This is a genomic window from Fulvivirga ulvae, assembly GCF_021389975.1.
Lineage (GTDB): Bacteria > Bacteroidota > Bacteroidia > Cytophagales > Cyclobacteriaceae > Fulvivirga > Fulvivirga ulvae.
In genome coordinates, this window is the sequence record NZ_CP089981.1 from 502,534 (window position 1) to 529,421 (window position 26,888).

Here is a 26,888-nt window from a genome sequence, read left to right on the forward strand (position 1 = left end):
ATAAAATTTTAGTATAAGAAAGTAAATTTCATAATACCAAAAAACAAATTTTATTACACATGTTGCTAATGTTGATCACATAACAAACTAGAAATCAAAGACTTTATCTATCCGAACATAACCATCTCCTTCTGGCAAGTATTTATGTCTTAAAAGTCATTTGATAACGTTCCCTGGTGTAAATTGTTATCAGGATAATTGCTGCCAGAGGAAGCATGGCATGTGGTAAGCGTACAGTAAATTCAAACCACCATTGATGAAGAGAAGACCAAAAGAAGTCGGCATAAACATTGGCTGTGAGACGAGCCGTGGCGGTAAGGAAACCCCAGACAACCATATAGTACAATGCAGGTCTGGCACACAAAGGAATAAAAATAAGTACTGCAACTATAAAGTCTAAGAGGCCGGCTATAAACAGGAGGCTGTGTGCTACAGCTTCACTAACATACAGTGTATTAATCGTCATGTCTACAAATGATCCTGGTCGTGGATAGTAACCTATGGCATATAAGCCATGACAGATGAAAGTGAGTGCTACAATTACCTTGGTAGCTGTAATAAAATGAGCAAGCCTGACCTCCCGAAAAACAAGAACAAACAGCAGTATTGGGGTTGAAAACTGGATAGAATACTCGAAAAACTGACCGATGTTAAAAAACTTCTCTTTAGTATATAAAAAAGCTAGAAAGATCAATGAAAAAGCTCCTGCCAGAATTACATACCCCCAGGCCGGTTTCAGCTTATGTAAAAACACACTGATAACCGCACATAAAAGATAAAAGAGTCCATTCAGCCTGATCAAGTCCTGAATTACCGTATCTGTTGCCGGGCTTGTCACATAATCAACCCAGGAAATTGGCATGATGAACTCTATAAAACCTTTCAATAAGCTTTCATCCCATAACAAGGTTCTAAATGGTGCATCCCAAAATAAGTGCTGATATGCGCGGCTTATAAAAATCATAAAACAGATCCACTGGAATAGTTTTATGACCTGAGTTAGCTGATAGGGTCTGCCATTCATCTTTAGAAGGTTTTAGGTTGGGGGTGAAAGTAGGAAAAGATGAACAGCCTCCTGTTAAATTGAGATTACTGTTTTGTTTGCGTTTCGTTACCTGCCTCACAGCACCTAACTTCCATGAAAATACAAACTATTAATTCTCAGCGATTTGGTTATTTGGCACCATCAGACAGGTTAATCATATAGTAAAACCGCAATAAAGATCGAGTTACATCTAAGTGCGTTCTTGGGTCAACTTAAAAACCAAACCTCAATCAACTATGACCAAATTCAAATCTAAAATTTTGATCTCGGTGGTACTGCTCTTACTCAGTACACACCTATGGGCTAATACTGATAAGTATCGCCTTACTATTCGGGACAATCCGGCTACCTCTGTGGTTATTGGCTGGAACCAGGTATCGGGATCTAATCCTGTTGTCTATTATGGAAAAACAGACCATGGTACAAGCTGGACAAACTACCCGTTCAGCAGTTCCCCCAGCCGCCAGGTATCTTACCGGGGCATGAACAGTCAGTTTGTGAGACTTACAGGACTTGACCCTAACACAGCGTATTACTTTGTGATCAGGGATAGTCAGGGGACAAGCCAACGTTTTTGGTTTAAAACTGCCCCCGATGACCCAAATCAGCGACTTTCATTTATAGCAGGAGGAGACTCAAGGAACAACAGAACGCCAAGAATCAATGCTAATAAGCTGGTAGCAAAATTAAGGCCTCATGCTGTACTTTTTGGTGGTGATATGACTGCCAATGGCACAGACAGTGAATGGAGGGAATGGTTTGATGACTGGCAGTATACTATCGGCTCAGATGGCAGGATGATCCCCATCGTAGCCACAAGAGGCAATCATGAAAGCTCAAACGACATGATCTATAACCTCTTTGATACACCAAGTTCAGAAGTATACTATGCCATCACTTTTGGAGGTAACCTGATAAGAACTTACACCCTCAATACTGAAATATCTATCTCCGGTAATCAGACTACATGGCTGCAAAACGACCTTGCCGCCAATTCAAATATAACCTGGAAAATGGCCCAGTACCATAAGCCTATGAGGCCTCATGTTTCATCCAAAGCTGAAGGCAATAACCAGTATGCCAACTGGGCAGACCTGTTTTACAACAACAAAGTAAAGCTGGTGGTAGAGTGCGATGCGCATACCGTTAAAACCACCTGGCCCGTAAAACCGTCGAGTGGCAGCGGAAGCGATGAGGGCTTTATACGTGACGATACAGGAGGCACAGTGTACACAGGTGAAGGCTGTTGGGGTGCACCATTGAGAACCAACAATGACAATAAATCATGGACAAGAAACAGTGCCAGCTTCAACCAATTCAAATGGGTGTTTGTAGACCAAGCCAAAATAGAGGTTCGTACGATCAAAGTGGACAATGCAAACCAGGTTGGCCAGGTAAGTGACAACAATATTTTTACACCACCTGCCAACCTCGATATTTGGAATCCAAGCAATGGGGCTGTGGTAACAATCACTAACGACAGTAATCCTGATGGAGGTGAAGTAACCGTGAGCTCGAGAGTTAACAGCACCAACGATGACGTGGAGGAACACCAAAATGGCAGCATGTACATGAACAGTTCGGATATTGAGCTGGTATACGATGGAAGCAGAGGCAATCAATCTATTGGCTTGAGATTTCAGGGACTTAGCATTCCCCAGGGAGCAACTATTCTCAGTGCCCATGTGCAATTCACAGTAGACGAGACCAACAGTGGCAGCTCTAACCTGACTATTAAAGCGCATGATACGGATAACGCTCCGGCTTTTTCGACATCAAGCTATAACGTTTCTTCAAGACCCACCACTTCGGAGTCGGTAAATTGGTCACCATCAGCCTGGAGCAGTGTAGGGCAGGCAGGCTCATCTCAAAAAACTCCTGATCTGAAAAATATTGTGCAGGAGCTGGTAAACAGAAACGGCTGGTCTCAAAGCAGCGCTCTGGCCCTTGTCATCACCGGTACGGGGGAACGTACAGCTGAAGCATACGACGGAAGCTCTGCCAGTGCTCCGGCTATCTATGTAACCTACAGCACCGACGGCTCAGGAGATCCATCTTCACCTGAGGTACTTACCTTTGCAAAAGGCATTAGCAACGGCAATGATGACGCCGAAGAATCATCTTCAGGCTCTATGTATCTCAATAGCTCAGACCTGGAGCTGGTATATGACAGCCATATGTCGGCTGGTAATCAAAGGATTGGCCTCCGTTTTACGAATGTCACTATTCCGCAGGGGGCTACTATTGAAAAAGCCTATGTTCAGTTTACAGTAGATGAAACGGCAAATACCAGCGGTTCAAAAACAATTTATGGAGAAGCCACCGATCACTCGGGTGCCTTTACCTCAGGATCATTTAATATTTCTAACCGGCCTGTGACTTCTGCTGCAATAAGTTGGAATCCACCGGCATGGAACTCAACAGGAGCTTCCGGCACAGACCAGAGGACTTCGGACATCTCACAAATCATTCAGGAAATAGTCAACAGGAGTGGCTGGAACCCTGGCAATGCACTGTCTCTGATATTAGCCGGATCAGGAAGAAGGGTGGCAGAGAGCTACAACGGTTCCTCAGCCCAGGCTCCACTGCTGGTAATCGAATATACCAGTGAGGCCACAAATGCCCGCGTTGCTTCTGATCATACGGCTACAGACAATGAGAGCACACAAGTCAGCCCATTGCAAGATCGTGACATACCTGTATTTCCTAATCCGATAACCGACTTATTGACTATTGACTTAAGAGGTGTTGAAGAAGAAAAGATTGTTATGGAGATTTATTCCCTCAAAGGTGAAAGAGTAATGGCCAATGCTTTGATCAGCAATCAATCCAACAGGTTTAACCTGGAAGCATTACCAGCCGGAGCTTACCTTCTAAAGGTTATAACTCCTTCATCAATAGTAAAGCAGGTCAGAATTATAAAGTATTAACCCAAAAGAGCCACCATATACGCAGCATGGTGGCTCTTAATCTTCCTTAAAGAAATTTCAAACGCTATTTACATACCATTACCACCGTAGACCACGTTAGGCAGTAAAAGTTAAAATGAAAAACCAGTTCTTTCTGCCTCTTTTAATCATAACATGTGCTGCCTGTCATGATGAAGACCTACAGGCGCCGCCATCACCACTAAACATTGACTACCGACAGGAAATGCGTGATTATGTAATAGGCATAAGCCAATATTCAAAAGCCCTGCATCCGGATTTTCTCGTCATCCCCCAAAATGGCATTGAACTCGTTACTGATAACGGCGAAGAAGACGGAAGCCCTGACAGTGATTATTTAACAGCCATAGATGGCAACGGACAGGAAGACATGTTTTACGGTTATGATAATGATGATGAAGCAACACCATCAGTTGAGAGTATATACCTGATGGGTTTGCTTGATGTATCAAAAAATGCAGGCAATACAATACTTACCACGGACTATTGCTCTACCGAGGCTCATATGGATGACTCTTATACTCAGAACGAAAGTCATGGCTATATTTCGTTTGCTGCAGACCAGCGCGAGTTAGACAATATACCCTCCTATCCTATTTCAATTCATGGTGAAAATGCCGAAATAATCACCATATTAGGCGAAGCCAAAAATTTTCTTTATCTCATAAACCCCGGCGAATTCACTTCGAAAACAGCATTTATTGAAGCAGTGACATCAACAAACTACGATTTACTGATCATGGATCTATTCTTTACAGATGGTTCGGTTTTTAGTGCTTCAGAAGTTGAACAGCTAAGAAGCAAAGCCAATGGAGGGAAGAGGCTGGTGATTGCTTATATGTCTATTGGCGAAGCAGAAAACTATCGATACTACTGGAACAGTGAATGGAACACCAACAAGCCTGACTGGATGGATGCCGAAAACCCTGATTGGGCAGGGAATTATAAAGTGAGATACTGGGAGCCCGAATGGCAGAGTATAATCTACGGAAATGACGGCTCATATCTAAAAAAGATATTAGATTCCAATTTTGACGGTGTTTACCTGGATATAATTGATGCCTTTGAATATTTCGAAAATATTGGCATACTAAACACGCGATACATTAAAAGTCAGAAAGTAAGTTCAGGAAAAACACAGGTTACTTCGACGTGATTAAACTGCATAAAGAGGTACCTGAATGTAAAATCATACCTTCATTAAATGATGGGTATGGTTTTTGTTTTGCAGAATTAAAACTAACTAGAGACGCGTTATTTAAATTTCTATCTGTATGAGACATTTTTTAAAAATCTTCATTTTTTCATCTTTCTTTTTCTTCATTTCATGTGACGAGCTAGACAACGGACTCACAAACGGAGAGATTGTCGCAGGCTTAAAAGAGGCTCTGAATGTTGGGCTTGACAACTCCGTAACCACGGCATCTTCTGTAGATGGATATTTAAAGAACGAAATCATTAAGATTCTGCTTCCTCCCGAAGTTAAATCTCTACAGAATACTATTCAAACCGGATCTATTAATTTAGGTTTTACCAGTGTGCCTTATAGCACTATTCTGAATGCATATGTAGCCCTTAACCCTGACATTAACAGTGATCCTTTTGAAGAGCTTATAGTAGCTATGAATCGCGGTGCTGAAAAAGCCGCTGATAAGGCTCTGCCAATTTTTGGTGATGCCATTGTAAGTATGAGCTTTGATGACGCTTTGGGCATACTTCAGGGTTCTGATACCTCTGCAACACATTACTTCTATAGCAAGACCAATCAGGCATTGTTCAATGCTTTCCAGCCAGATGTGAAGAGTGCACTTGACCAGACTGAGGCCAATGCCATATACACGAGCATCGTAGGCTTTTTAAATTATGAGTACAATACCGGGCTGGGTACAGTTAAGGTGAGCGATTTTATCAATACATCGCTTCCCGAAACTATTGATGGCTACGCTACAGAAAAGGCCATAGATGGTTTGTTTTATCTGATTGGTAACGAAGAGACCAAGATCCGGCAAGACCCGTTCGCCTGGGGAAGCAGTATAATTGAAAAGGTCTTTGGAAGCCCCGAAGCTCAGGGATAAAAAAATATTGTAAACTAGTAAAAGCGTACCATAAAAAGTACGCTTTTTTTATCTTCGGATCATCACCACTTCCCACGTAACTACCTCTAAATGATCACCTTAAAATACCAAGCCTCATCAATCAAATATTTCCAAAAATTCCATTATATAACATAATTTATACAAAAACACCCAAAAAGAAAATTACCGGTTAATTCTTGTTTCTGAACTTTCATTATTATAAGTTTCGGGTTAAAATATTTTTTAACTTTTAGCAATTATATTTTTTTAAAGGACATCTTCCTTATCCCTAAAACACATCCCATATAATGAAAAAAATCTACTTACTTACCTTAAGTATGCTGGTTACACTATGTGTAACTGCTCAGGACATTGACAGTGCATACTTTAATATGACTTTGGAGGAGCTTATGAATATTGAAGTTACCACCGCCTCCTTACAGTCAGAATCGATGCTTAAAACACCGGTGCCTATGACGGTGGTTACCCGTGAAATGATAGACGCCATAGGAGCACGAAATATCAAAGAAGTATTAACTACCTATGTACCAGGCTTCACCGCCGTAGAAGACCACAATGAAATGAATGTCAGCATGCGCGGCATATACGCCTCTGCTCAGCAAAAAATACTTTTTATGGTAAACGGACACAGGTTAAACTCTCGGGCATACTCTATGTCCAACCCCGATTACAGCATAAGCCTGGACAAGGTCAAGCAAATTGAGGTTGTGAGAGGTCCCGGCTCTTCTATATACGGTAACGTTTCACTTACAGCAGTAGTAAACATTATCACGATCAAAGGGTCGGAGCTGGATGGCACCCAGGTAAAGGTTGCCAGTGGAAACCATGGGCAGCAATACATATCTGCTGCTGCCGGTACCGGGCTCGGCGTGGATAAGGATATCCTGGCCTGGGGCTATCATTATTCTGCCGAAGGTGAAAAAAGAGATATTAATGCGGCTGATGACTATAGCTCAGCTACAACAGAAGATGGTGTGGCATATCTCGGTGCCGTGCAGGGTGATTATGATATCGGCATTCAGGCAACCATGGGTAAATTCGACATTTTCTTTAATACGACCAAGGGAAAAATACAGCAGCCTTTCACCGATGGTGGCGGCACCGGTGAAATATATAACAAGAATGATTTTGACGACATCTTTGGCGAAGAGCCCGGCCTGGGACAGGAAATGAGGCGTGTAAAAGTGGGCTACACCAGTACTTTCTCCAAATCGGTAGATTTTAAACTTGATCTTTATGGTGATAACACAAAGGTTTTAGGACACCTGATAGCATCGCCCGTTAACCGTGTCAATTCGGTAGTAGCCTGGTGGGACCGTGACCTTGGCGGTATAGCTCAATTTACATTTCACTACCCAAAAGGGAACGTACTGATAGGCACTCAGGTAGATTGGATGAATGTATATGACAGTTTTCTGGCCACATCTGCTAATGGCACCGGCATTTTGGATACCTTTTTAGATACGGCCACACCTTTGATGGAGGAAGGAGAGGAGATCATATACTCTGGCTTTACACAATGGAAACACAACCTCACTGATAACCTTCTGGTCAATGCTGGCTTCCGCTACGACATTAAAAACCGACATGAAGGTGACAATGTGGATGCGCTTAGTCCCAGGTTGGCACTTATTTATGAGGCGAGTTCATCGCATAATGTCAGGCTTTCTTACTCCAAGTCCTTTGTAGATGCCCCTTATTGGTACCGCTACAATAGTCTCCCCTCTTATTCAGGCTCAAGGGATTTGCTGCCTGAGAACCTGCAGGCGTTGCAGTTAACGCTGGACTCAAGATTGTTATCTTCAAAAGTTTACAATAATATCAACTTCTTCTACCAGTCTCTGACTGATTTTATTTATCGTGATCCCGAGGCTGGCCCCGAAGACCCTAAATATAGAAATGCCGGGTCATTAACCAGTTGGGGAATAGAGGAGCAGGTAAGAACAAAAGTGGGTAATCTTGATATACTTGCAAATGCCACCTATCAGCATGCGATAGATGCCACGGACTACGAAGTGGATGATTCAAAAATATCGAATATCCCCTCTTTTACAGCTAATGTGATTGGTACTTATTATTTTTCAAACAGGGTATTTTTTAACGTTGGCTTAAAATATGTCTCCTCACAGTTTTCTCCAATCACCGCTCTGGGTTCGGACTCAAGTGTACCTGACAACTACACGGATGCGGCTTTTGTCATCAATACCGGACTAAATGTAAAATTCAATGACCTTGTGGTGGACCTGAGAGTAAAGAACATTGCTGATACCAAATACTATCAGGGTGGCAGTACCCGCTTTGCTTATCCTCAGGAGGGCAGATGGATTACTGCTTCTTTGCAGTATACTTTCAGGAATAACTAACTAAACGTGTTGTGCAAAAGACCTGTCGGGGGACAGGTCTTGGGGTAGAAATACAAAGTTTAAATCTCCGGTCGTGAATGACTGGAGATTTTTTTATTTCCCGATGGCTTTAATTACTCTGTCCTCTTGTATTAACACATCTCTCATGAGGAGGTTATATGGAAATGTCTTGTGCTTAGACAATTTAAACGCCTCCTGGATTTTGGTCAAGGAGTTCGCAGTCACTAGAGAAAGATTCAACTCGTAGTCCAAACCACAATCTTTAACAAAGTCGTCAGAAAAATCAGGAGCTATCAATAATGACTTTATCACTTTATGACCATTCTTTTCCGCAAGTTTCATATAAGATTTTAGCTGGCGCGAAACAGAGCTAAATTTGTTATACCCACTTTCTTTCACCGACTTACACTCCACGAGTATCAGATCATCGTTACCCATATTGAGCAGAATGTCAATTTTGTCTTTAGAGGTATTGATTTGCTTTCTTAAATCTTCATCAACCGAAAATCCAAGGTTCGAAAATATTTTCTTCGTAAGTGTTTCAAACAATATCCCAATCTCCGCCTCTTTTACTGTAATTCCATTCTCTTTTAATGTACCCAAGTCTCTATAGCCAATGCTAGAATAGTTCTCCAAATATAAATTTTCAGCATCCGTGTAATTATCAAGGATATTAACAATTACATCTCCCCGAGTCTTTATATCTCTTTTTTCACAGAATTTACAGAGTTCAGCCTCCGGTATAATCTCTAAAACATCTATAGGTTTGATATTATAATCAAGCAAATAGCTGCTTTTCATGACATTTTCATCTTGCAACTCAAACTCATCTTTCAGTAGCTTATTAACTTTTGGAATGGTCTCTCCAAGTTCAATAAGCAGTTTCTCATAACCGTCAATCGATATTCCTACTTTATCATCCCTCTCTATATCTTCAAAGTAACTAACAAGGTTTGCTAACTTATCTTCGATGGTGACTCCTTTAAGGGGTGTAACTATTCTAAGTTTATTGTCGCACAAATCATTGATGAATTTCTTCTTTTCGGTCAGAGTAACACCTTCTTTATGTATATCGTTAACCAGAACACCCGTAAATGAAATTCCCTCCTTTATTATACCCTTCATCTTACTGTCCAAGTCTTTCCGCCAGTCCATATTGTGCTTTTTACAAATCATATTAATTTGTGGCTCCCTAAGCTGGCGCAGCACCCTTCTGAAAAATTTATCAGCTACGTTTTTACCTTTAACCTTTCTTAGTACTGAAACTACCTCGTCCGCTACATAAACCATATTTGTCTTTTTGGAGTAAAATATGATTCCGAGGTTTTTGAGTTCGTTAATAATGGTATCTATATCCATCTGCTTTACAGAAACTACCATATAATTGATAAGCTTAACTTCCTCGTTTGATAACTCAAGTTCTCGGGCTAGGGTATTTAGCATTGACTGTTCATCAGAACTTACTTTACATTCCAAATTGTTTTCCAAATCATTGTTTAATGCCGTATTTACACATGCCCTGTAAATTTGGTAGTCACGCTGCCTTATCGGATCTAATTCGGATTTTTCATCGTCTATTTGTGACTGAAAAATCTTTGTGTTCTTAATTAATTGCTTTAACTCTGTATCATACAAACGCGATAACCAATCCTGTTTCATAATGCAGTTACCATCCCTTACTAAAATATCCGTAAGGATATCTATTTGAGAGGTTGCATTTAAAAATTCCTGCTTTACATATTCTGCAAATTCATCAGTAACCAGATTAAATACTTTTGAAATATTAATACTGTCCATGGCCTTTAAATCACCCCCACTAGCATCATTAAGTATCTTATCGACTTCTTTTGTATTCTTAGGTTTCTCTGCAACAATTCCATCAATGATTTTAAGGAAGGAGTTTTTCTCAAAGGAGTTAAGGTTGTCCAGTATCTTTTCAAGTTTCATAGCGTAAAGGTTTTGGGTGTTTAAGCGATTAAACAAAATACAAATGTCCATTCACAAATCCATGTAATTGCTCAAAAAACGAATTTTAGCACTAAATCACATATTCAACTTTCCAAAAGCCACATTTTACTTTCCGAAAGGTCCCTATTGATACTTTTTTTGATGCTAATGGGATAAAGAGAATGGAGTACTGTTAAATGATGCGGAGTACACAATTGCCGAGGGGTTCTCTTCAAGAGACATCCATCAGGAAGTAAAAACAATGATCTTTGATTCAAATAAAAGAACCTGGCAAAGGCCTGCCTGTCCAGAGGAAGGAACATGTTAAAGAACCTGTCTGGGAACAAGAAAAAAACCTCCCGGGCGCACCCGGGAGGTCTCACGTTTAAAAAATGGCATCACAGCACCGGCCGAAAAATTTACAACCAACAACCACTACAATTGGGAGTAAGCCGGTTCTATGCTGCTAATGCCAATCAGTAGTCTTAATCTACATTATCATGCAGAAATCTGTTGTTACCTAAAATCTGGTTATCATCATTCAGATTATACTTAGACACATGTGCTTCGGATGAATGGGGTACATTTTGCAAACGCACCTCTCTTCTTAAATAAGCGGGCACATCCAGCTTTTCTTTAAATTCATTGGCATTCATCTCAGACTTATTCAAGCCTTTCAGTTTTTGAAGTCTTTCCTGTGCTTTTTCCTGAAGCCTGTCTTTAGTACTTCGGATATCCATCATACCATCATCATTGATGTGCTGATCAGTATCATTTTCATCCATAATCTCAAACTCTTCTTCCAACTCTGAGAAAAGTCCGTCGTCTCCATCGTCATCGGTTGCATTTACCGGGCTCGTGAATGAATAACCTCTTTCCTGAGAGTTACTTGATGAATTACCATTGTTATTATTCCCGGAAGAAGGCTGATCAATTTCTCTCTTGGTTATTTCACCCTGAGTGTTATTTACTGAGTTATCGTTGGAGAACATATTGATCTGCTTATTCGCCTCAAGGTCATACACCTTTCGCTCTACCTGCTGTTGTTCCTTCTCCAGCTGCTTTTCTTTTCGTCTGTTTTCAGGCAGATAGGCCTCGTCATGGTCGAACCCCGTGGCAATTACAGTCACTCTGATGCTATCTCCCAGATCAGGATCCACACCGTGACCGAAGATCACCTCAGCATCGTCACCAGCCTGCTCCTGGATGTACTCGGTAATCTCTGTAAGCTCATCCATTTGTAATTCAGCCTGATCCCCTGAAATAATGGACAGTAATATTTTCTGAGCTCCAAGTATATCTCTGTTATCCAATAATGGAGAGGCCAATGCCTCTTCAGCAGCCTTCCTCGCTCTGTTTTCTCCTTTGGTTTCTGCTGATCCCATAACCGCGGCCCCTGCATTGTGCATTACAGTTCGCACGTCCTGAAAGTCGACGTTTACATAACCCGCAACTGTTATAATCTCCGCAATACCTTTAGCTGCTGTTGTTAATACATTGTCGGCCTGTGCAAAGGCATTGCCAATGGAGAGGTTACCATGGATCTCTCTCAGTTTGTCGTTAAGTATAACCAATACGGTGTCGCAATTCTCTTTCAGCGAATTGATCCCTATTTCAGCCTGAGTGGCTTTCTTTTTTCCTTCAAAGCCAAAAGGAGCTGTAACTATACCTACTGTAAGTATGTCCATTTCCTTGGCTATGCGGGCGATTACCGGTGCAGCACCAGTACCTGTACCCCCGCCCATTCCTGCTGTAATAAATACCATTTTGGTATCATTGCCCAACAGGTCTCTTATTTCTTCCTTGCTTTCCAATGCAGCATTTTTACCTACTTCAGGATTAGCTCCTGCTCCCAGACCTTCGGTAAGGTTAACACCTATCTGGATCTTACCCGGCACGGCGCTGGTTTTCAAAGCCTGAGAGTCGGTATTACAAACAACAAACTCTACATCTTTGATGCCTTGGTTAAACATGTGGTTAACAGCGTTACTTCCACCGCCTCCCACACCGATCACTTTGATGATCGACTTGTGGTGCTTTGGAATATCGAATTTGTATGCATTTTCAGACATAACTATTTAAAATTTAGTGGTTGCAAAAATTAATTCCGGATCGTTAATACTCGTTTTTTCCGTCTAAGTCATCAATTAACAATCCCTTTGTTTTGTTAAGTATTTTACTGAAGAAGTCACCGCTTCCGGTTTCCTTTTTCTTTGTCCCCGGCCTGTTATTGGCCGCTCTAACCTCCTTGTACCTGTTTTCCCGTTCGTCAAGGGCTCTAAAACCTGAAAGCACAAGGCCAACGGAAGTAGCAAACATAGGGCTCTTAACAGCATCCATTTTACTTCTTCCCAGGTGCTCATTAGGGTATCCGATCCGGGCATCCATCCCTGTCATATACTCTACCAGTTGCTTAAGTCCACTCAGCTGGCCACCACCACCGGTGATGACAATACCACCTGCCAGCCTGTTTTCAAAGCCAGAGGTGATGATCTCAGTATGTGCCAGCTCTATGATCTCCTCCATTCTGGCTTCAATAATATGAGCCAGGTTTTTAATGGATATTTCCTTTGGAGCCCTATTTCTGATACCAGGTATGGAAACAATCTCGTTGGGGCTGGCTTCTTCCGCAATTGCTTTACCAAATTTCGTCTTCAGCAGCTCTGCCTGGTGCTGCATCACCATGCAACCCTGCTTAATGTCTGAAGTAATGATGTTACCTCCGAAAGGTATCACCGCGGTGTGCCTTATTATGTTATCATGGAAAATAGCAATGTCAGTAGTACCACCACCGATATCGATCAGGCAAATGCCAGCTTCTTTTTCCTCATCGCTTAATACGGCCAGGCTCGAAGCCAGGGGTTCAAGGATAAGGTTTTCAATTTCCAAACCTGCACGTCTTACGCATTTGTTTATGTTATTGATGGCATTTGTCTGAGCCGTAATTACATGAAAGTCCGCCTCTAGTTTTACACCCGACATCCCTACCGGATCTTTAATACCGTCTTCATAATCTACCGTATAGTCCTGTGGCATAACATGTATAATCTCACTCCCGGGAGGAATTACGATCCTGTACATGTCATTGCTCAATCTATTTATATCTTCAATGGTGATCTCATCATCATTAGAGGTTCTTGTGATGCTGCCATGATGTATAGAGCTTCTGATGTGCTGACCGGCAATACCTACATTGACTACTCTGATATCGATGCCCGATTGATCTTCAGCCTCCCTAACCGCCTTTTCAATCGCGTTTACCGTTTTATCAATATTGGTTACTATACCGCGGATAACACCATCTGACTCCGCTTTGCCCATACCAAGAACTTCAAGCTTCCCAAACTCGTTCTTGCGTCCCACGATAGCGCAGATCTTCGTGGTACCAATGTCAAGTCCGACTACTATTTTGTCATTTTCCATGGTTGTAACTATTTATTTATTAGTGGTTGTTTCTCTTTTAATTTGCGGATTTCATCTTACCCTTTTCAGTTATCTTACCGTAAACCGTCCAGCTGTAACTATTCCGCAATTATTTGTCCTTCATACATTAAATTCACTCTTTCATAAGTGTTCCACCCTTTTCGTGGTAGTATTTGCTTATAGAAGATCTCAAGCTTTTTAAACTTTTCTTCCAACTCTTCAGGTTGCCCAAACTCTACATATTGCTTAGTTACCTGGGGGTACAGCGTCATATTCAACTTTTTATCAATATCAATCTGAGCGATCTGGGCCTTCCAGAATTTGTCACTATTGATAAATCTTAGCATAGCATAGATTTTCTTCCCTTCATCTGTACTCAGCAGATCACTTTTGACCAGTTGCCCGGTATACTTGCCTGAGATGAGTACAACCCGCGATGAAAACTTATCTGACACTGGTAAAACCGCTCCGTCCGTAGCTATGTAAGCATCAGGACCGTTGCTCTGAATTACTCTTGCAAATGGCCTTCTGAGATCAACATTGACCAGCATATTTCCCTTAAGATCTTTATAGATCTCAGCCTTTTTTATAAACCTGTCACTTTTTACTCTTTCTTCTATTTCTTTCAGGTTAAGGTCTTTAAAACTGGCACCTTTAACTACATGTGCTCCGGCAGAGGTCATAAGCGAGAGTATATCCTGCTCATTCACAAAGTAATTATCGTACTGGTTGTCGATCCGGATCACGATATCCTTGCATGTGTCTCCGTCTTGCTTGCTCTCTGTAAATCCAATTACAGATATCAATCCGAGGGAGGCCAACACCACTTTCACTCCTTTTTTTAGTCTCAGTTTCTTAAACATGATATCTGTTCTTTAATAAATCTCTAACCGGCAGCACCATTTGGTCGATGTCTCCTGCACCAATCGTTGCCACCACATCTAATTCCCTGTTTCTCAGGCATTCCAGCAATTCCTGTTTGGAACACTGCACCTTCTCGTCCACCGAAATATTCTTAAAAATGATTTCGGATGTTATCCCTTCTATGGGTTCCTCCCTGGCTGGATAAATATCCAGCAGTATCACTTCATCAGCGAGGCTCAGACTTTCTGCAAATCCGTCGGCAAAATCCCTTGTCCTGGAGTAAAGATGTGGCTGAAAAATGGCCGTGATCTTTCTGTCGGGATACAACGCCCTTAATGATTTCAAAAATGCTTCAATCTCTACGGGATGATGGGCATAATCATCAACTAGCACCACATCCTGCCCCCTGAGCAGGTACTCGAACCGCCTTTTTACTCCCAAATAGCTTTCTATCCCAACCTTTACTTCTTCAGGACTTAAAAGGAGATCCAGCGCAATAGCAATTGCTACTGTCGCATTTTCAACATTATGAAAACCGGGAACGCCTAATCTTAGTCGCTCAATCTTGTGCCTCTCGTCCGAATAATCGAATTCAAAAAATCCATTTTTCATGGTAATGTTACTGGCAAAAAAATGTCCCCGGTTTATTCCATATGTACAGACAGTTCCTTTAAAGTCTGTAGTTAGTTCTTTTGCTATTTTCTCGTTTATAAATAGTTTACCTTTTGTCTTTATTTTCCCTATAAACTCCTTAAATGAAGTTTCAAGGTTTGATTTATCTCCATAGATATCCAGATGGTCAGCATCCGAAGCTGTGACTACGGCGATATCAGGATTTAGTGCCAAAAATGATCTGTCAAACTCATCCGCTTCTACTACAGCTACGGTTTCCGTACTAATCTCTTCATTAGATATGAAGTTTGATCGGTAGTTGGTGGCAATACCACCTAAAAAAGCGGTTATATCACGCCCTGCAGATTTCAACAGGTGCGCAACCATAGATGAAGTAGTGGTTTTACCATGGGTACCTGCAACTGCCACTGTATAAAAACCGGCTGATATCATGCCTAATACCTGCGACCGCTTCTGAATAACATACCCTTTGTCTCTCAGATAGTTAAACTCAAGATGCCCTTTAGGTATGGCCGGCGTGTAAACGATCAGTGAGCCCTCCTTATCTTCCTTTATCTTTTTAGGAATAAAGTCAACGCCATCCTGATAGTGTATGGAAATATTTTCAGCCTCCAGCTGGCGGGTAAGTTCAGTACTGGTACGGTCATAGCCCGCCACGTAGAAGTTGTTTTCATTAAACCACCTGGCCAGGGCACTCATACCAATCCCTCCGATCCCGAGGAAATATACACTATGGTAATTTTTCAGCGTCACTTTATTATATTCATCAATTCATTTACAATATCTTCTGTTGCATTGGGCTTTGCCAGCTGCTTAATATTCCCGGCTAATTGGACCTTTCTCTTTTCATCCTTAAGCAAAGCAAGTGATTCTGTCACGAGTCTTTGCTCAGCCACTACATCCCTCACCAGCACTGCGGCGTTTTTATCGATCAGAGCTTTTGCGTTCTTGGTCTGGTGATCTTCCGCCACATTAGGTGAGGGCACAAATATCACCGGCCTGCCTACAAGGCACAGCTCTGAAATTGACAATGCTCCTGCCCTGGATATGACCACGTCACCAGCGGCATAGGCAAGATCCATTTCCCTGATAAATTCAAGTATCCTTATATTTTCCAGGTTCAGGCCTTTTGCCTTTGCAACCATCTCTTCATGGTAAAACTTACCGGTCTGCCAGATCAGCTGCACTCCCGCATCTACAATCTGCCGGAGCTGCTTAACGATGCTGTTGTTGATCGTTCTGGCTCCAAGGCTTCCTCCCAGGACCAGAATGGTCATTTTATCCGGCTTAAGGTCAAAATGCTTTAATGCGCGCTCCCTCTTTTCTTCAACATTTAGTATATCCTTCCTTACTGGGTTCCCTGTTATCACAATCTTCTCCTTCGGAAAATACCGCTCCATGTGCTCATACGCCACGCATATTCTTTCCACCTTTTTACCAAGGCGCTTATTGGTCAAGCCTGCATAAGAGTTTTGCTCCTGGATCATGGATGGCACTTTACGGCTGCTTGCTGCCAGCATTATGGGCCCACTGGCGTACCCTCCCACACCAATCACGGCATCCGGCTTAAACCTTTTTATTATTCTGTTAGCTGCCACATAACTGAACAAAACCTTGAACGGGAAGTAAAGGTTATCAATAGAAATTCTCCTTTGAAAACCACTGATCCATAAACCGATGATCTTGTAGCCTGCTTCAGGCACTTTTTTCATCTCCATCTTACCCTTTGCTCCTACAAAAAGTATCTGAGCATCACTAAACCGAGCCTTAATCTCATTAGCTATAGCTATGGCAGGATATATGTGTCCGCCGGTGCCTCCGCCGCTAATGATAAATCGATATGGTCGTTCAGTTTTCAACAGTTCTTTGTTCTTAATTCTTAGTTTACATCTTGTTCTTGGTTTACAGTCCTTTAGTTAATGGCCCACTAAATGGTCAACCATGAACCAGTAACTGTAAATTGAAATTTCTACGCTCTTATCATATTTTTAATCTCTTTACTTGTGCTGCCTGTCCAGCTTTTATCAACTTCGCCACGGCTTACACTTAATATTATACCAATTGAAAGACCAGTAAAAAGTAAGGAGGTACCCCCCATGCTTACCATCGGTAATGGCAGACCAGTAATTGGCCCCAACCCGACTACAACTCCCATGTTTACCATGGCCTGCAGAACCAGGGCAAAACTCAGTCCTGCTGATAATAATCCTCCAAAGGCTCTTTCACTGTTAATGACTCCCTTCATGCCTCTAGATAGCAATATCAGGTATAGTACTAGTACTACTACTCCTCCTATCATGCCATATTCTTCAATGATGATCGCGTACACGAAATCAGAATATGGGTGAGGTAATATATTTCTTTGCTGACTCTGCCCCGGACCCTTGCCTGTAATTCCTCCTGTAGCCACTGCTATTCTCGCGTGTTGTGCCTGAAATGGCAATTCTTTACCTTCTATAAAACTCTCTACCCTGTTCTTTGCCGTTTCTGCCCTCACCCCAAACTTCAATGCTGCCACACCTGATAATGCTCCTACAAACACCAGCATAGCCAGGTATTTAACCGGTACTCTGCCTATAAACATGATCAGCATGCATGTCAGGAACAACAGGATGGCTGATGAGAGGTTTGTCAAAGCGATCAGACCGCAAATCACACCACACCAGATCAGAATCGGGATCAGCGATTCTTTAAAATCAGCTATATTCTGCTGCCGCTTGGACAACATGCTGGCAAGGCTGGTTATTAATGCCAAACTCGCCAGGTCAGACGGTTGAAATGAAGCATTGATCACTGGTACCATGATCCACCTTGAGGCATCATTCAGGCTCATACCGTTGGTAAACGTATAGATGAGCAGCGGCACGCTGACCCATAATGCCAGCCGTGATATTCTTGAATAATACCTGTAATCAACTCTATGGGCAAACCACATAGCCAGCAAACCGACTCCTAAAAGCATTGTATGCTTAAACAGGTAGGTTTCCGGGTTACTCATGCGCTTAAAGGCTAGTGTACCTGTAGCACTATATACTACCAGTATACTGATCAGTGATAAGGCAAAGACCACGGCCCATATCACCGGATCGCCGTGCAGATGTTCATCTACCCATGTCTTTATCTTTTTCATTGATTTAAAGCTTTACTTTCAAACTCCTGTTTCAATTCAAGTACTGCCTGCTTGAACTGGTTTCCTCTATCTTCATAATTTTTGAACAAGTCAAAACTCGCGCATGCCGGTGACAACAATACCACATCATGTGCCTCGGCATATCCCAGGGCTGATCTTACGGCATCCTTAATATTGTCAGTCTCCAGTAAGTTGATGATTTGCTCATGGAAGGCATCTCTTAGCTTACTGTTATCTTTTCCAAGGCAAACCAGCGCTTTTACCTTAGCATTTACAGACTCCATTACCAGACTGTAATCATTACCTTTATCAATGCCGCCGGCAATCCATACCAACGGCACGGTGAAACTATCCAGAGCATATCTTACCGCGTCCACGTTAGTCGCTTTCGAATCGTTGATAAAGTCCACATCGTTGATAGTAGCAACATACTCCATCCGATGTGGTGCATTTTTAAATGTCTTCAGGCTTTGCCTTATGCACTCTTCATCTACCTTCAATATGCGGGCTGCTGAGATTGCTGCCATCATATTTATAGCGTTATGCTCGCCTCTCAGTACTGTATCCTGCTGGGCTATTTTAAAGCCGTCATCAAAAATTATTTCTCCATTGGCTGCATGTGTCTGACCTTCATCAGTCAGTGATACAGCGTGTAACTGAGCCTTTATCGACCTTTTGTTTATAGCCTCCTGTATGAGCACATTATCCGCATAGTAAATAAAGTGATCATCTGGTGTCATGTTGCTAACAAGACGAAATTTAGAATCAACGTAATTGGTCAGCTTATAGTCATAGCGATCCATATGATCGGGAGTAATGTTTAGTAATACTCCGATAAATGGTTTGAAGTATACAGCGCCGTCCAGTTGGAAGCTGCTCATTTCCACTACATAGTAGTCGTGTTTGTCTTCAATGATTTGTTTCGCCAGGCTGTGCCCCACATTACCTGCAAGACCTACATTCAACCCCGCTTCTTTTAGCAGGTGGTAGGTAAGCAGTGTGGTTGTGGTCTTCCCGTTAGTACCTGTAATAGCTATGATCTTCGCGGTAGTGTATTGCGCCGCAAATTCAATTTCGTCTATAAATTGAATGTTTTTAGCCTGGGCCTTCTTTATAATATCCGACTTCTCGGAGATACCCGGGCTTTTAATGATCAGACTGGACTCAAAAATAATGTCTACAGAATGCTTACCTTCTTCAAAAGCAATACCAGCATCAGTCAGCTCTTTTTTGTAGCTGTCTTTAATCTTTCCAAAGTCAGAAACGAAAACGTCATACCCCTTGCTCCTTGCAAGCAGCGCCGCTCCCGTACCGCTTTCTCCCGCACCCAATATGGTCACTTTTCTACTCACCATTCTATCTGTATCTGCCTGTTTATATTGCCTAAGCTTATTTTTCCATTAACATATGCAACTCCTCTTCTCACCATAATCTTTATCTGCTTAGTAATTGCACTGAAAATAGCCGTATAGATGTCGCACATATTAATCATGTCTTTATCAGTTTATATCTATTAAATCATCTCAATTTTAATGTTGCCAAAGTCAAAATCGCCAATAATATCCCTACTATCCAGAATCTGGTTACGATCTTGGATTCATGTAAATTCTTTTTCTGATAGTGGTGATGCAGTGGGGACATTAAGAATATCCTTCTACCCTCACCATATTTTTTCCTGGTGTATTTGAAATATGACACCTGCATGATCACCGAAAGATTTTCAATCAGGAATATTCCGCATAGTACAGGTATCATAAGCTCCTTTCTTACCACCAGTGCCACTACAGCAATAATACCTCCCAAAGACAGGCTGCCTGTATCTCCCATAAAAACCTGTGCAGGATATGAATTGTACCAAAGGAACCCACAACATGCTCCTACAAATGCGGTACAGAATATCACCACTTCGCTCAGATTGGGGATATGCAGGATATTCAGATAATCGCTAAAGTCAACACGACCGGACAAGTAGGCAAAGATCGCCAGTGTAAGCCCTATAATTGCCGAAGTTCCTGCCGCCAGACCATCAATACCGTCTGTAATATTAGCTCCGTTTGAAACTGCGGTGATAATGAAGATTACAATGAGTACATAAATGATCCAGGTGTAATCATGTCCCAAAAACGGCACGATGCTATCGTAATCCAGCTCATTATCCTTAAAAAAGGGAACCGTAGTTTTGGTCGATTTTACGTCATGGTATTCACGTATAACTTCATTGTTTTCTATAACAGCGTCATCCGAATATTCCCTAACCACCACATCGTCGTGAAAGTACAGGGTGAGCCCTACTATAAGGCCTATACCAATCTGGCCCACAACTTTAAACTTACCTGCAAGCCCTTCTTTATTCTTCTTAAATACCTTAATATAATCATCCAGGAAGCCAATTAACCCAAGCCATACGGTCGCCACAATAAGCAGGATAACATACACATTATCCAGTTTGGCAAAAAGAAGCACCGGCACCAATATGGCACTCAGAATGATCAGTCCGCCCATTGTAGGTGTGCCTTTCTTCTCCATTTGCCCCTCAAGCCCAAGATCACGTACACTTTCTCCTACCTGCTTCTTTCTCAGGAAGTTGATAAGTTTTTTACCAAACATGATAGTAATCAACAGCGAGATAACTGCCGCCATGCCAGCCCGGAACGAGATATATTGAAATACCCCGGCTCCGATCAGGTTAAATTCTCTCTGCAGATAATCAAAAAAGTAATACAGCATCTATCTATTCTTTGGCAAACAGGTTTAACATTCTTCCCAGTACTTCTTTATCATCAAAAGGGTGCTTTACTCCTTTTATTTCCTGGTAAGTTTCATGTCCCTTACCAGCAACAAGTATGATATCATTATTATCAGCCAGCAGGCAAGCCGTTTTTATAGCTTCCTCCCTGTCTGCTAATACTACAGTCTTTTTATAATCAGCAGGACTTACACCGGCCTGCATATCTTTTATGATCTCCAATGGCTCCTCATCACGAGGGTTATCTGAAGTTAAGATCACCTTATCGCTCCATTTACAGGCAATGGAAGCCATTAATGGCCTTTTTCCTTTATCACGGTTTCCACCACATCCTACCACAGTGATTACCTGCCTGGCTTCAGCTCTGAATTCTGCTATCGTTTCCAGCACATTTTTCAAAGCATCGGGTGTATGGGCATAATCCACAATCGCGGTCACACTGGAATTGTTCATCACCTGTTCAAACCTGCCTGGAGCCCCGTCAAGTAATGAAAGTTGAGTCAGTGCTTCGTCTGATTTCTTACCCAGCAATACCGCCACACCATATACTGCCAGAAGGTTATAGGCATTAAAATCTCCAATTAGCCTGAACCACACGTTTTTATTGTCGATCTCCATTTCCAGCCCCTGCAGGGTATTGGACACGAGTTTTCCCTTAAAGTCGGCCACACTACGCAAAGCGTAAGTATTTTTGGCAGCTTTCGTATTTTGGAGCATTATCCTGCCTCTCTTATCGTCTACATTGACCAGCGCAAAACCCTCTGAATCCAATTCATCGAACAGCTTCTTTTTAGCACTGATGTATGCATCAAAAGTTTTATGATAATCCAGGTGATCATGGGTTATGTTAGTGAATACGGCTCCGGCAAATTTCTGACCTGCCACACGCTCTTGCTGTATAGCATGAGAACTCACTTCCATAAAAGCATATTCACATCCCTTTTTCACCATTTCATCCAGCAGCTCGTTAAGGCTGATGGCATCAGGCGTAGTATGAGAAGCCGGGATTTCCTCATCATTTATTCTATTGACAACCGTAGAAAGCAGGCCTGTTTTATGTCCCATCTTTCTAAAGACGTTGTATAACAATGTAGCCACCGTAGTTTTTCCATTGGTACCTGTTACTCCTACTAACCGAAGTTTTGAAGACGGGTTTCCATAGAAATTAGAGGCAATCCAGCCCAAGGCTCTGCTACTATCTTTAACAGCAACATAGGTAATCTCATCGGAAATATCATCCGGCAGCTTTTCGCAAACCACAGCTACAGCGCCAGCTTTTACGGCTTGCCCAATGAATGCATGTCCATCTGCCTGAGTACCTTTAACAGCAATAAACAGGGTTCCGCCCTTCACTTTTCTTGAATCGAAAGCTAAATGCGAAATTTCCCTGTCCATGCTACCTGAGGTAGAGACCAGGGAAGTTTTATATAATATATCTTTCAATACCCCCATCAGCTCAAATCAATTTTTATTTCACTCCCTTTCAACACTTTGGTACCCGGCGCCTGCGACTGCCGGGAGACCCGGCCTGTGCCCTGAATGTCTACTCTGAGCCCGCAACTCTCCAGTATGTAAATGGCATCGCGCAATGTCATCCCCGTTACATCCGGAACAAACTGCGGGTTTACCTTATTGTCTTTCCATTTGATGGCATTCCCAAATCTTTGGGTGGTCACCCAATCCTGGTCCCCTGCACTATGATTGGAAATACTTAATTCGTTACATATAAATTTCAAATCATCATGGTTTCCGGAACGTATAACCGGGAATACACCTGCTTCGGCAACATACTCTTTAACCATTGGTCTGTGCATATCGATATCACGTGAGTAGATGTTATCCGCGATCTCCTTAAAAACCGGTGCTGCCACATTGCTGCCATACTGCCTCCATCCTTTCGGGTTTTTGATCAGCACAATAGCACTATACCTTGGGTTATCGGCTGGGAAATAGCCGGCAAAAGAAGTGATGTACTTCTTTGTATACCGGCCATTTTCTAAAATCTGGGCAGTTCCTGTCTTTCCAGCAATTTTATAATGACTGTTCTTGATGTTATTGGCTGTTCCACGCTCCACTACACCTTCAAGCATCACTCTTACCTTTGCCAGCGTTTCATCCGAGCATATCTTTTTATTCAGTACCACAGTGCTATATTCTTCTAAAACCTTATCAGCTCTTCTTACTTTCTTCACTATAATAGGTTTGATCATTTTCCCATCATTAGCCACAGCATTGTAAAGGGCCAGCGACTGTAAAGGTGTAAGTTCCAGGCCATAGCCATAAGCCATCCAGGGCAGCGTAATTCCACTCCAGTCTTTGTCTGTTGGTCTTTTGATCTTCGGAATCCCCTCTCCTTTGATCTGTAGTCCCAGTGGTTTTGACAATTCCAGGTTATCGATATACTGAAGAAATCTTTCCGGCTTTAGCCCAAAATATTTATCTACCAGCTTTGCCATAGCCACATTAGAAGATTTCTCAAAAGCCTCACGGACAGTGATGGTACCATAGCCTCCCTCTTCATGGTCAGTTACAGTATTGTCATAGAATTTATACTTTCCATCACCAGTCTCCACACTATCACCAAGGCTCATGTTGGTATCTTCCAAAAGGGCGATCATAGTGGCCAGCTTAAAGGTGGAACCAGGCTCCCTCAAACCTCCAACAGCATAATTGTATCTTTCATAGTAATATCCCTGGCTGTTTCTGCTCAGGTTTGATATTGCTTTTATTTCTCCTGTACTGACCTCCATCACCGCCACCACTCCGTAATCAGCTTCGTGGTATTCCAGCGCTCTCAGCAACGCGGTTTCGCTCACATCCTGAAGGTTGATGTCTATAGTCGTTTCTATATCAAAACCATTTTCAGTCTTTACCTCTGATCCATCAAAAACAGGCTTCCAGGTGCTCCCGGCCATTTTCTGATACAGCGCTTCTCCATCTTTCCCTGCCAGCTTATCATTAAAGCTATATTCAAGCCCTGCTCCCTGGTTATTTTCATTGATGAATCCAATCGTCCGCCGGCTTAAATTAGAAAAAGGTCTGAACCTCTTGTCGACCTTATGAAAAATTACTCCGCCTCCTAATCTGCCATAACGAAAGATGGGCCAGGTGGACATCTGCTTTTTACCCTGATAGCCCACCTGCTCCCGGTTAATGACAATGTATTGCTTGCCTGAAGCCCGGGCATTCTTAAGTTTTCTTCTGTAGGCCTCCTGCGACTGGTCTCCAAAGTACCTGGATAAGAGCAGCGCCAATGAGTCAATACCCTGGTTAAAAACTTCATCTGATGCTATGGTGGCATCAAATGCTACCTTATAAAAGGGTAATGATGTAGCCAGAAGGCTCCCGTTATCAGAATATATGTTACCGCGGGTAGCCTTTACAGTCATATACTTAACGTTAGTCTGGTCTGCGATCTCCTTCCACTTTTCTCCTTCAGCAAACTGGATTTTACCCACTTTTACCACTATGGCGACCGCAAAGATCGTCACCAGCAAAAATGCTATCCTGACTCTGAGTAATATGGACTTCTTAATATTCACTTATTTCTTGATCACAATTTTTTCAGGTGGCTGTAAACTTTCTGTAATCCCTAGTTTTTTTACATTTTTAGCTACTTCCGACTGCTTACTTGCATACATGTAGTCAGCCTTAAGTGTAGTATAATCTGCCCTAAGATCTTCTACCTGTTCTTTCAGGCGGTCAATCTTTCTTATGTTCTTTTCAGCATAATGATTGTTGCCTATGTAGAATATTCCAATGGCTGTTACAAAAAGAATGTGCGGCAGGTATTTTACCGGCAGCCCATGAGCAAAAGCGGCATCAATACGCACCAGTTTTTCCAACCTGGAAAATATGCTGCCTCTTGTGCTTTGCTTTTCATTAATTCTGTAACTGTTTGTAGCCATATCTACAATTTCTTTGCTATCCTTAATTTTGCACTACGTGCCCTGTTATTCTCTTTAAGTTCATCTTCTGAAGCTGTCACCGGCTTCCTGGTCACTGCCTCCAAAGGCTTTATCACGTTGCCATAAAAATCCTTTTCCACATCTCCGCTCACTTTTCCCTTCATGATGTAATTCTTCACCAGCCTGTCTTCAAGGGAATGGTATGACATGATCACCAGTCTCCCTTCAGTGGCCAGCAGCTCACTGCTTTGCTCCAACACCTCTTCCAGTGCCTTCAACTCTTCATTCACCTCGATTCTTATGGCCTGAAAAACCTGAGCATAATACCTGTTCTCCTTACCTCGCTTCACGTATTTGTTCAGAATCCTCTTCAAGTCCTCAATGGTTCTGATCTCAGCATTGATACGAGCAGCAACTATCGCCCTGGCCAGTGTTCTTGCGTTACGAACCTCACCGTACATGCCCAATATCCTATGCAGATCTTCCTCACTGTACTCGTTTACCACCTGACGGGCAGTTTTAGTAGCCGACTGATCCATACGCATATCAAGTTCCGCATCAAACCGTGTTGAAAAACCTCTTTTCGCGTCATCAATCTGATGTGAAGAAATTCCCAGATCTCCAAGAACCCCATCAACTGCTTTTACTCCGTACATTTTCAGGTATCTTTTCAGGTACCTGAAATTGCCCTCTATGAATGTGAAAGAACTATTATTTATTTTTTCTGCATTTGCCTTGGCATCCTGATCCTGATCAAATGCATACAAATGGCCTCCATTTAATTTTTCCAGTATGGCCCTGGAGTGACCTCCGCCACCAAAGGTCAGGTCTACATAAACTCCCTCCGGCCTGATGTCCAACCCCTCGATGCACTCTTTTAGCATCACGGGCTTATGATAGTTGCTGTTAGATTCAGACATTAAGCTTTACTTACCATTTGGAACTTACTTTCCTTCCACCTTAGCATTTATATTTTGCAACCGGCTATTAACCCGCCTCTTAGCAACCGCTACTCATCCAGATACTTCTGGGCAAGCTTTGAAAACTCACCCGGATCACTGATCAGATGTTCTTCATATTTCACCGGGTCCCAGATCTCCACTTTATTACCCATACCGACCACCACAGCATCTTTGCCTAATCCGGCATAGCTCAGCATCAGTTTAGGTATCAGAAACCTACCGGTATTGTCAAGTTCAACTACAGAACTACCCCGGAAGAAATTACGCTGAAGCTTTCTGTATTCTTCATTGAATTCATTAAGCCCGGCAATTTTTGAGTAGATCTTTTTGAATTCTACCATGGGGTACAGAATCAGACAAGGCTCAAAACCACGCCTCACAACGAGCTCGTTACCAGACGACTCTGGTAAGTTTGCTTTGATCTTTGCCGGCAGTACAAGCCTGCCCTTTGCGTCGATCTTGCATTCATATTCACTAGTGAAAAATGCCATTGTGGTGCTAATGCTCTGATTCTAATAAACAAACATAGAAAAATATTTGACATTTTCCACCACTTTTCACCACTTTCCACCACTTTTTTACATTTTTTCTTACGCGAAGGTAGCATTTATCCATAAAAACCATAACTTCCCACCCGTGAAAAGCAACTACGAGATATTGCACAGGCTACAATAAACCTTCATAAAACAACATAAATATTTGATTTTCAAGCAAAAAACGTAATTCAAATCCCGCAAGGAGTTGCAACATCTGATTAATCATACACAGAAAAAATGGTGGGGGAAAGTGGGAGAAATTTTCCATAATTCCCAAAAAGTGGAGC

At 42.2% G+C, this 26,888-nt stretch carries 19 protein-coding genes; 4 read left to right on the top strand and 15 right to left on the bottom strand.

From position 1 onward, the window contains the following. Window positions 1–142 precede the first annotated feature (142 nt). Window positions 143–1,024, bottom strand: coding sequence for a hypothetical protein (locus tag LVD17_RS02210; protein WP_233764484.1), 882 nt, complete (start codon window positions 1,022–1,024; stop codon window positions 143–145). Window positions 1,025–1,281: 257 nt separating this feature from the next. Here LVD17_RS02210 and LVD17_RS02215 point away from each other — a divergent pair, with 257 nt between their 5' ends. The 4 genes from LVD17_RS02215 to LVD17_RS02230 all read left to right on the top strand — a co-directional run bounded on the left by LVD17_RS02215 (window position 1,282) and on the right by LVD17_RS02230 (window position 8,452). Beyond that, entirely contained in the window at window positions 1,282–3,975 is a 2,694-nt protein-coding gene (locus tag LVD17_RS02215; protein ID WP_233764485.1) for a fibronectin type III domain-containing protein, read from the top strand. A 115-nt stretch (window positions 3,976–4,090) separates the two neighbouring features. Then, window positions 4,091–5,149: an endo alpha-1,4 polygalactosaminidase gene (locus LVD17_RS02220; protein WP_233764486.1), complete on the top strand. Its 1,059-nt coding sequence runs from the start codon at window positions 4,091–4,093 to the stop codon at window positions 5,147–5,149. Between the two features lie 118 nt (window positions 5,150–5,267). After that, complete coding sequence (locus LVD17_RS02225) at window positions 5,268–6,068, top strand: DUF4197 domain-containing protein (protein ID WP_233764488.1); 801 nt, start codon at window positions 5,268–5,270, stop codon at window positions 6,066–6,068. A 308-nt stretch (window positions 6,069–6,376) separates the two neighbouring features. After that, window positions 6,377–8,452: a TonB-dependent receptor plug domain-containing protein gene (locus LVD17_RS02230; RefSeq protein WP_233764489.1), complete on the top strand. Its 2,076-nt coding sequence runs from the start codon at window positions 6,377–6,379 to the stop codon at window positions 8,450–8,452. 93 nt (window positions 8,453–8,545) lie between these two features. Here the strand turns inward: LVD17_RS02230 and LVD17_RS02235 are convergent, their stop codons facing one another. The 14 genes from LVD17_RS02235 to mraZ all read right to left on the bottom strand — a co-directional run bounded on the left by LVD17_RS02235 (window position 8,546) and on the right by mraZ (window position 26,556). Next, entirely contained in the window at window positions 8,546–10,399 is a 1,854-nt protein-coding gene (locus tag LVD17_RS02235) for a hypothetical protein (RefSeq protein ID WP_233764490.1), read from the bottom strand. Between the two features lie 485 nt (window positions 10,400–10,884). Continuing rightward, entirely contained in the window at window positions 10,885–12,471 is a 1,587-nt protein-coding gene (gene ftsZ, locus LVD17_RS02240) for a cell division protein FtsZ (RefSeq protein ID WP_233764491.1), read from the bottom strand. A gap of 43 nt (window positions 12,472–12,514) precedes the next feature. Beyond that, a complete protein-coding gene (gene ftsA / locus LVD17_RS02245; RefSeq protein WP_233764492.1) occupies window positions 12,515–13,822 on the bottom strand; it encodes a cell division protein FtsA in 1,308 nt (435 codons plus the stop codon). Between the two features lie 98 nt (window positions 13,823–13,920). After that, the gene (locus tag LVD17_RS02250) at window positions 13,921–14,685 is read right to left on the bottom strand and encodes a cell division protein FtsQ/DivIB (protein WP_233764493.1); all 765 of its coding nucleotides are present in this window, start codon (window positions 14,683–14,685) and stop codon (window positions 13,921–13,923) included. Further along, the gene (gene murC, locus LVD17_RS02255; RefSeq protein ID WP_233764494.1) at window positions 14,678–16,072 is read right to left on the bottom strand and encodes a UDP-N-acetylmuramate--L-alanine ligase; all 1,395 of its coding nucleotides are present in this window, start codon (window positions 16,070–16,072) and stop codon (window positions 14,678–14,680) included. The genes LVD17_RS02250 and murC overlap by 8 nt, the downstream gene beginning before the upstream one ends. Further along, on the bottom strand, window positions 16,069–17,178 hold the full coding sequence (gene murG, locus LVD17_RS02260) for an undecaprenyldiphospho-muramoylpentapeptide beta-N-acetylglucosaminyltransferase (protein WP_233764496.1): 1,110 nt from the start codon (window positions 17,176–17,178) through the stop codon (window positions 16,069–16,071). The genes murC and murG overlap by 4 nt, the downstream gene beginning before the upstream one ends. 110 nt (window positions 17,179–17,288) lie before the next feature. After that, a complete protein-coding gene (locus tag LVD17_RS02265) occupies window positions 17,289–18,449 on the bottom strand; it encodes an FtsW/RodA/SpoVE family cell cycle protein (protein ID WP_233764497.1) in 1,161 nt (386 codons plus the stop codon). After that, the gene (murD, locus tag LVD17_RS02270; RefSeq protein WP_233764498.1) at window positions 18,446–19,804 is read right to left on the bottom strand and encodes a UDP-N-acetylmuramoyl-L-alanine--D-glutamate ligase; all 1,359 of its coding nucleotides are present in this window, start codon (window positions 19,802–19,804) and stop codon (window positions 18,446–18,448) included. The genes LVD17_RS02265 and murD overlap by 4 nt, the downstream gene beginning before the upstream one ends. A 163-nt stretch (window positions 19,805–19,967) precedes the next feature. Then, a complete protein-coding gene (mraY, locus tag LVD17_RS02275) occupies window positions 19,968–21,176 on the bottom strand; it encodes a phospho-N-acetylmuramoyl-pentapeptide-transferase (RefSeq protein WP_233764499.1) in 1,209 nt (402 codons plus the stop codon). Between the two features lie 4 nt (window positions 21,177–21,180). Continuing rightward, complete coding sequence (locus LVD17_RS02280) at window positions 21,181–22,647, bottom strand: UDP-N-acetylmuramoyl-L-alanyl-D-glutamate--2,6-diaminopimelate ligase (protein WP_233764500.1); 1,467 nt, start codon at window positions 22,645–22,647, stop codon at window positions 21,181–21,183. Next, on the bottom strand, window positions 22,647–24,737 hold the full coding sequence (locus tag LVD17_RS02285; RefSeq protein WP_233764501.1) for a PASTA domain-containing penicillin-binding protein: 2,091 nt from the start codon (window positions 24,735–24,737) through the stop codon (window positions 22,647–22,649). The genes LVD17_RS02280 and LVD17_RS02285 overlap by 1 nt, the downstream gene beginning before the upstream one ends. Further along, window positions 24,738–25,103 carry an FtsL-like putative cell division protein gene (locus tag LVD17_RS02290; RefSeq protein WP_233764503.1) on the bottom strand — a complete coding sequence of 122 codons (366 nt, stop codon included), beginning with the start codon at window positions 25,101–25,103 and terminating at the stop codon, window positions 24,738–24,740. Between the two features lie 2 nt (window positions 25,104–25,105). Continuing rightward, on the bottom strand, window positions 25,106–26,023 hold the full coding sequence (gene rsmH / locus LVD17_RS02295) for a 16S rRNA (cytosine(1402)-N(4))-methyltransferase RsmH (RefSeq protein WP_233764504.1): 918 nt from the start codon (window positions 26,021–26,023) through the stop codon (window positions 25,106–25,108). An 89-nt stretch (window positions 26,024–26,112) separates the two neighbouring features. Beyond that, entirely contained in the window at window positions 26,113–26,556 is a 444-nt protein-coding gene (gene mraZ / locus LVD17_RS02300) for a division/cell wall cluster transcriptional repressor MraZ (RefSeq protein WP_233764505.1), read from the bottom strand. Window positions 26,557–26,888: the final 332 nt, after the last annotated feature.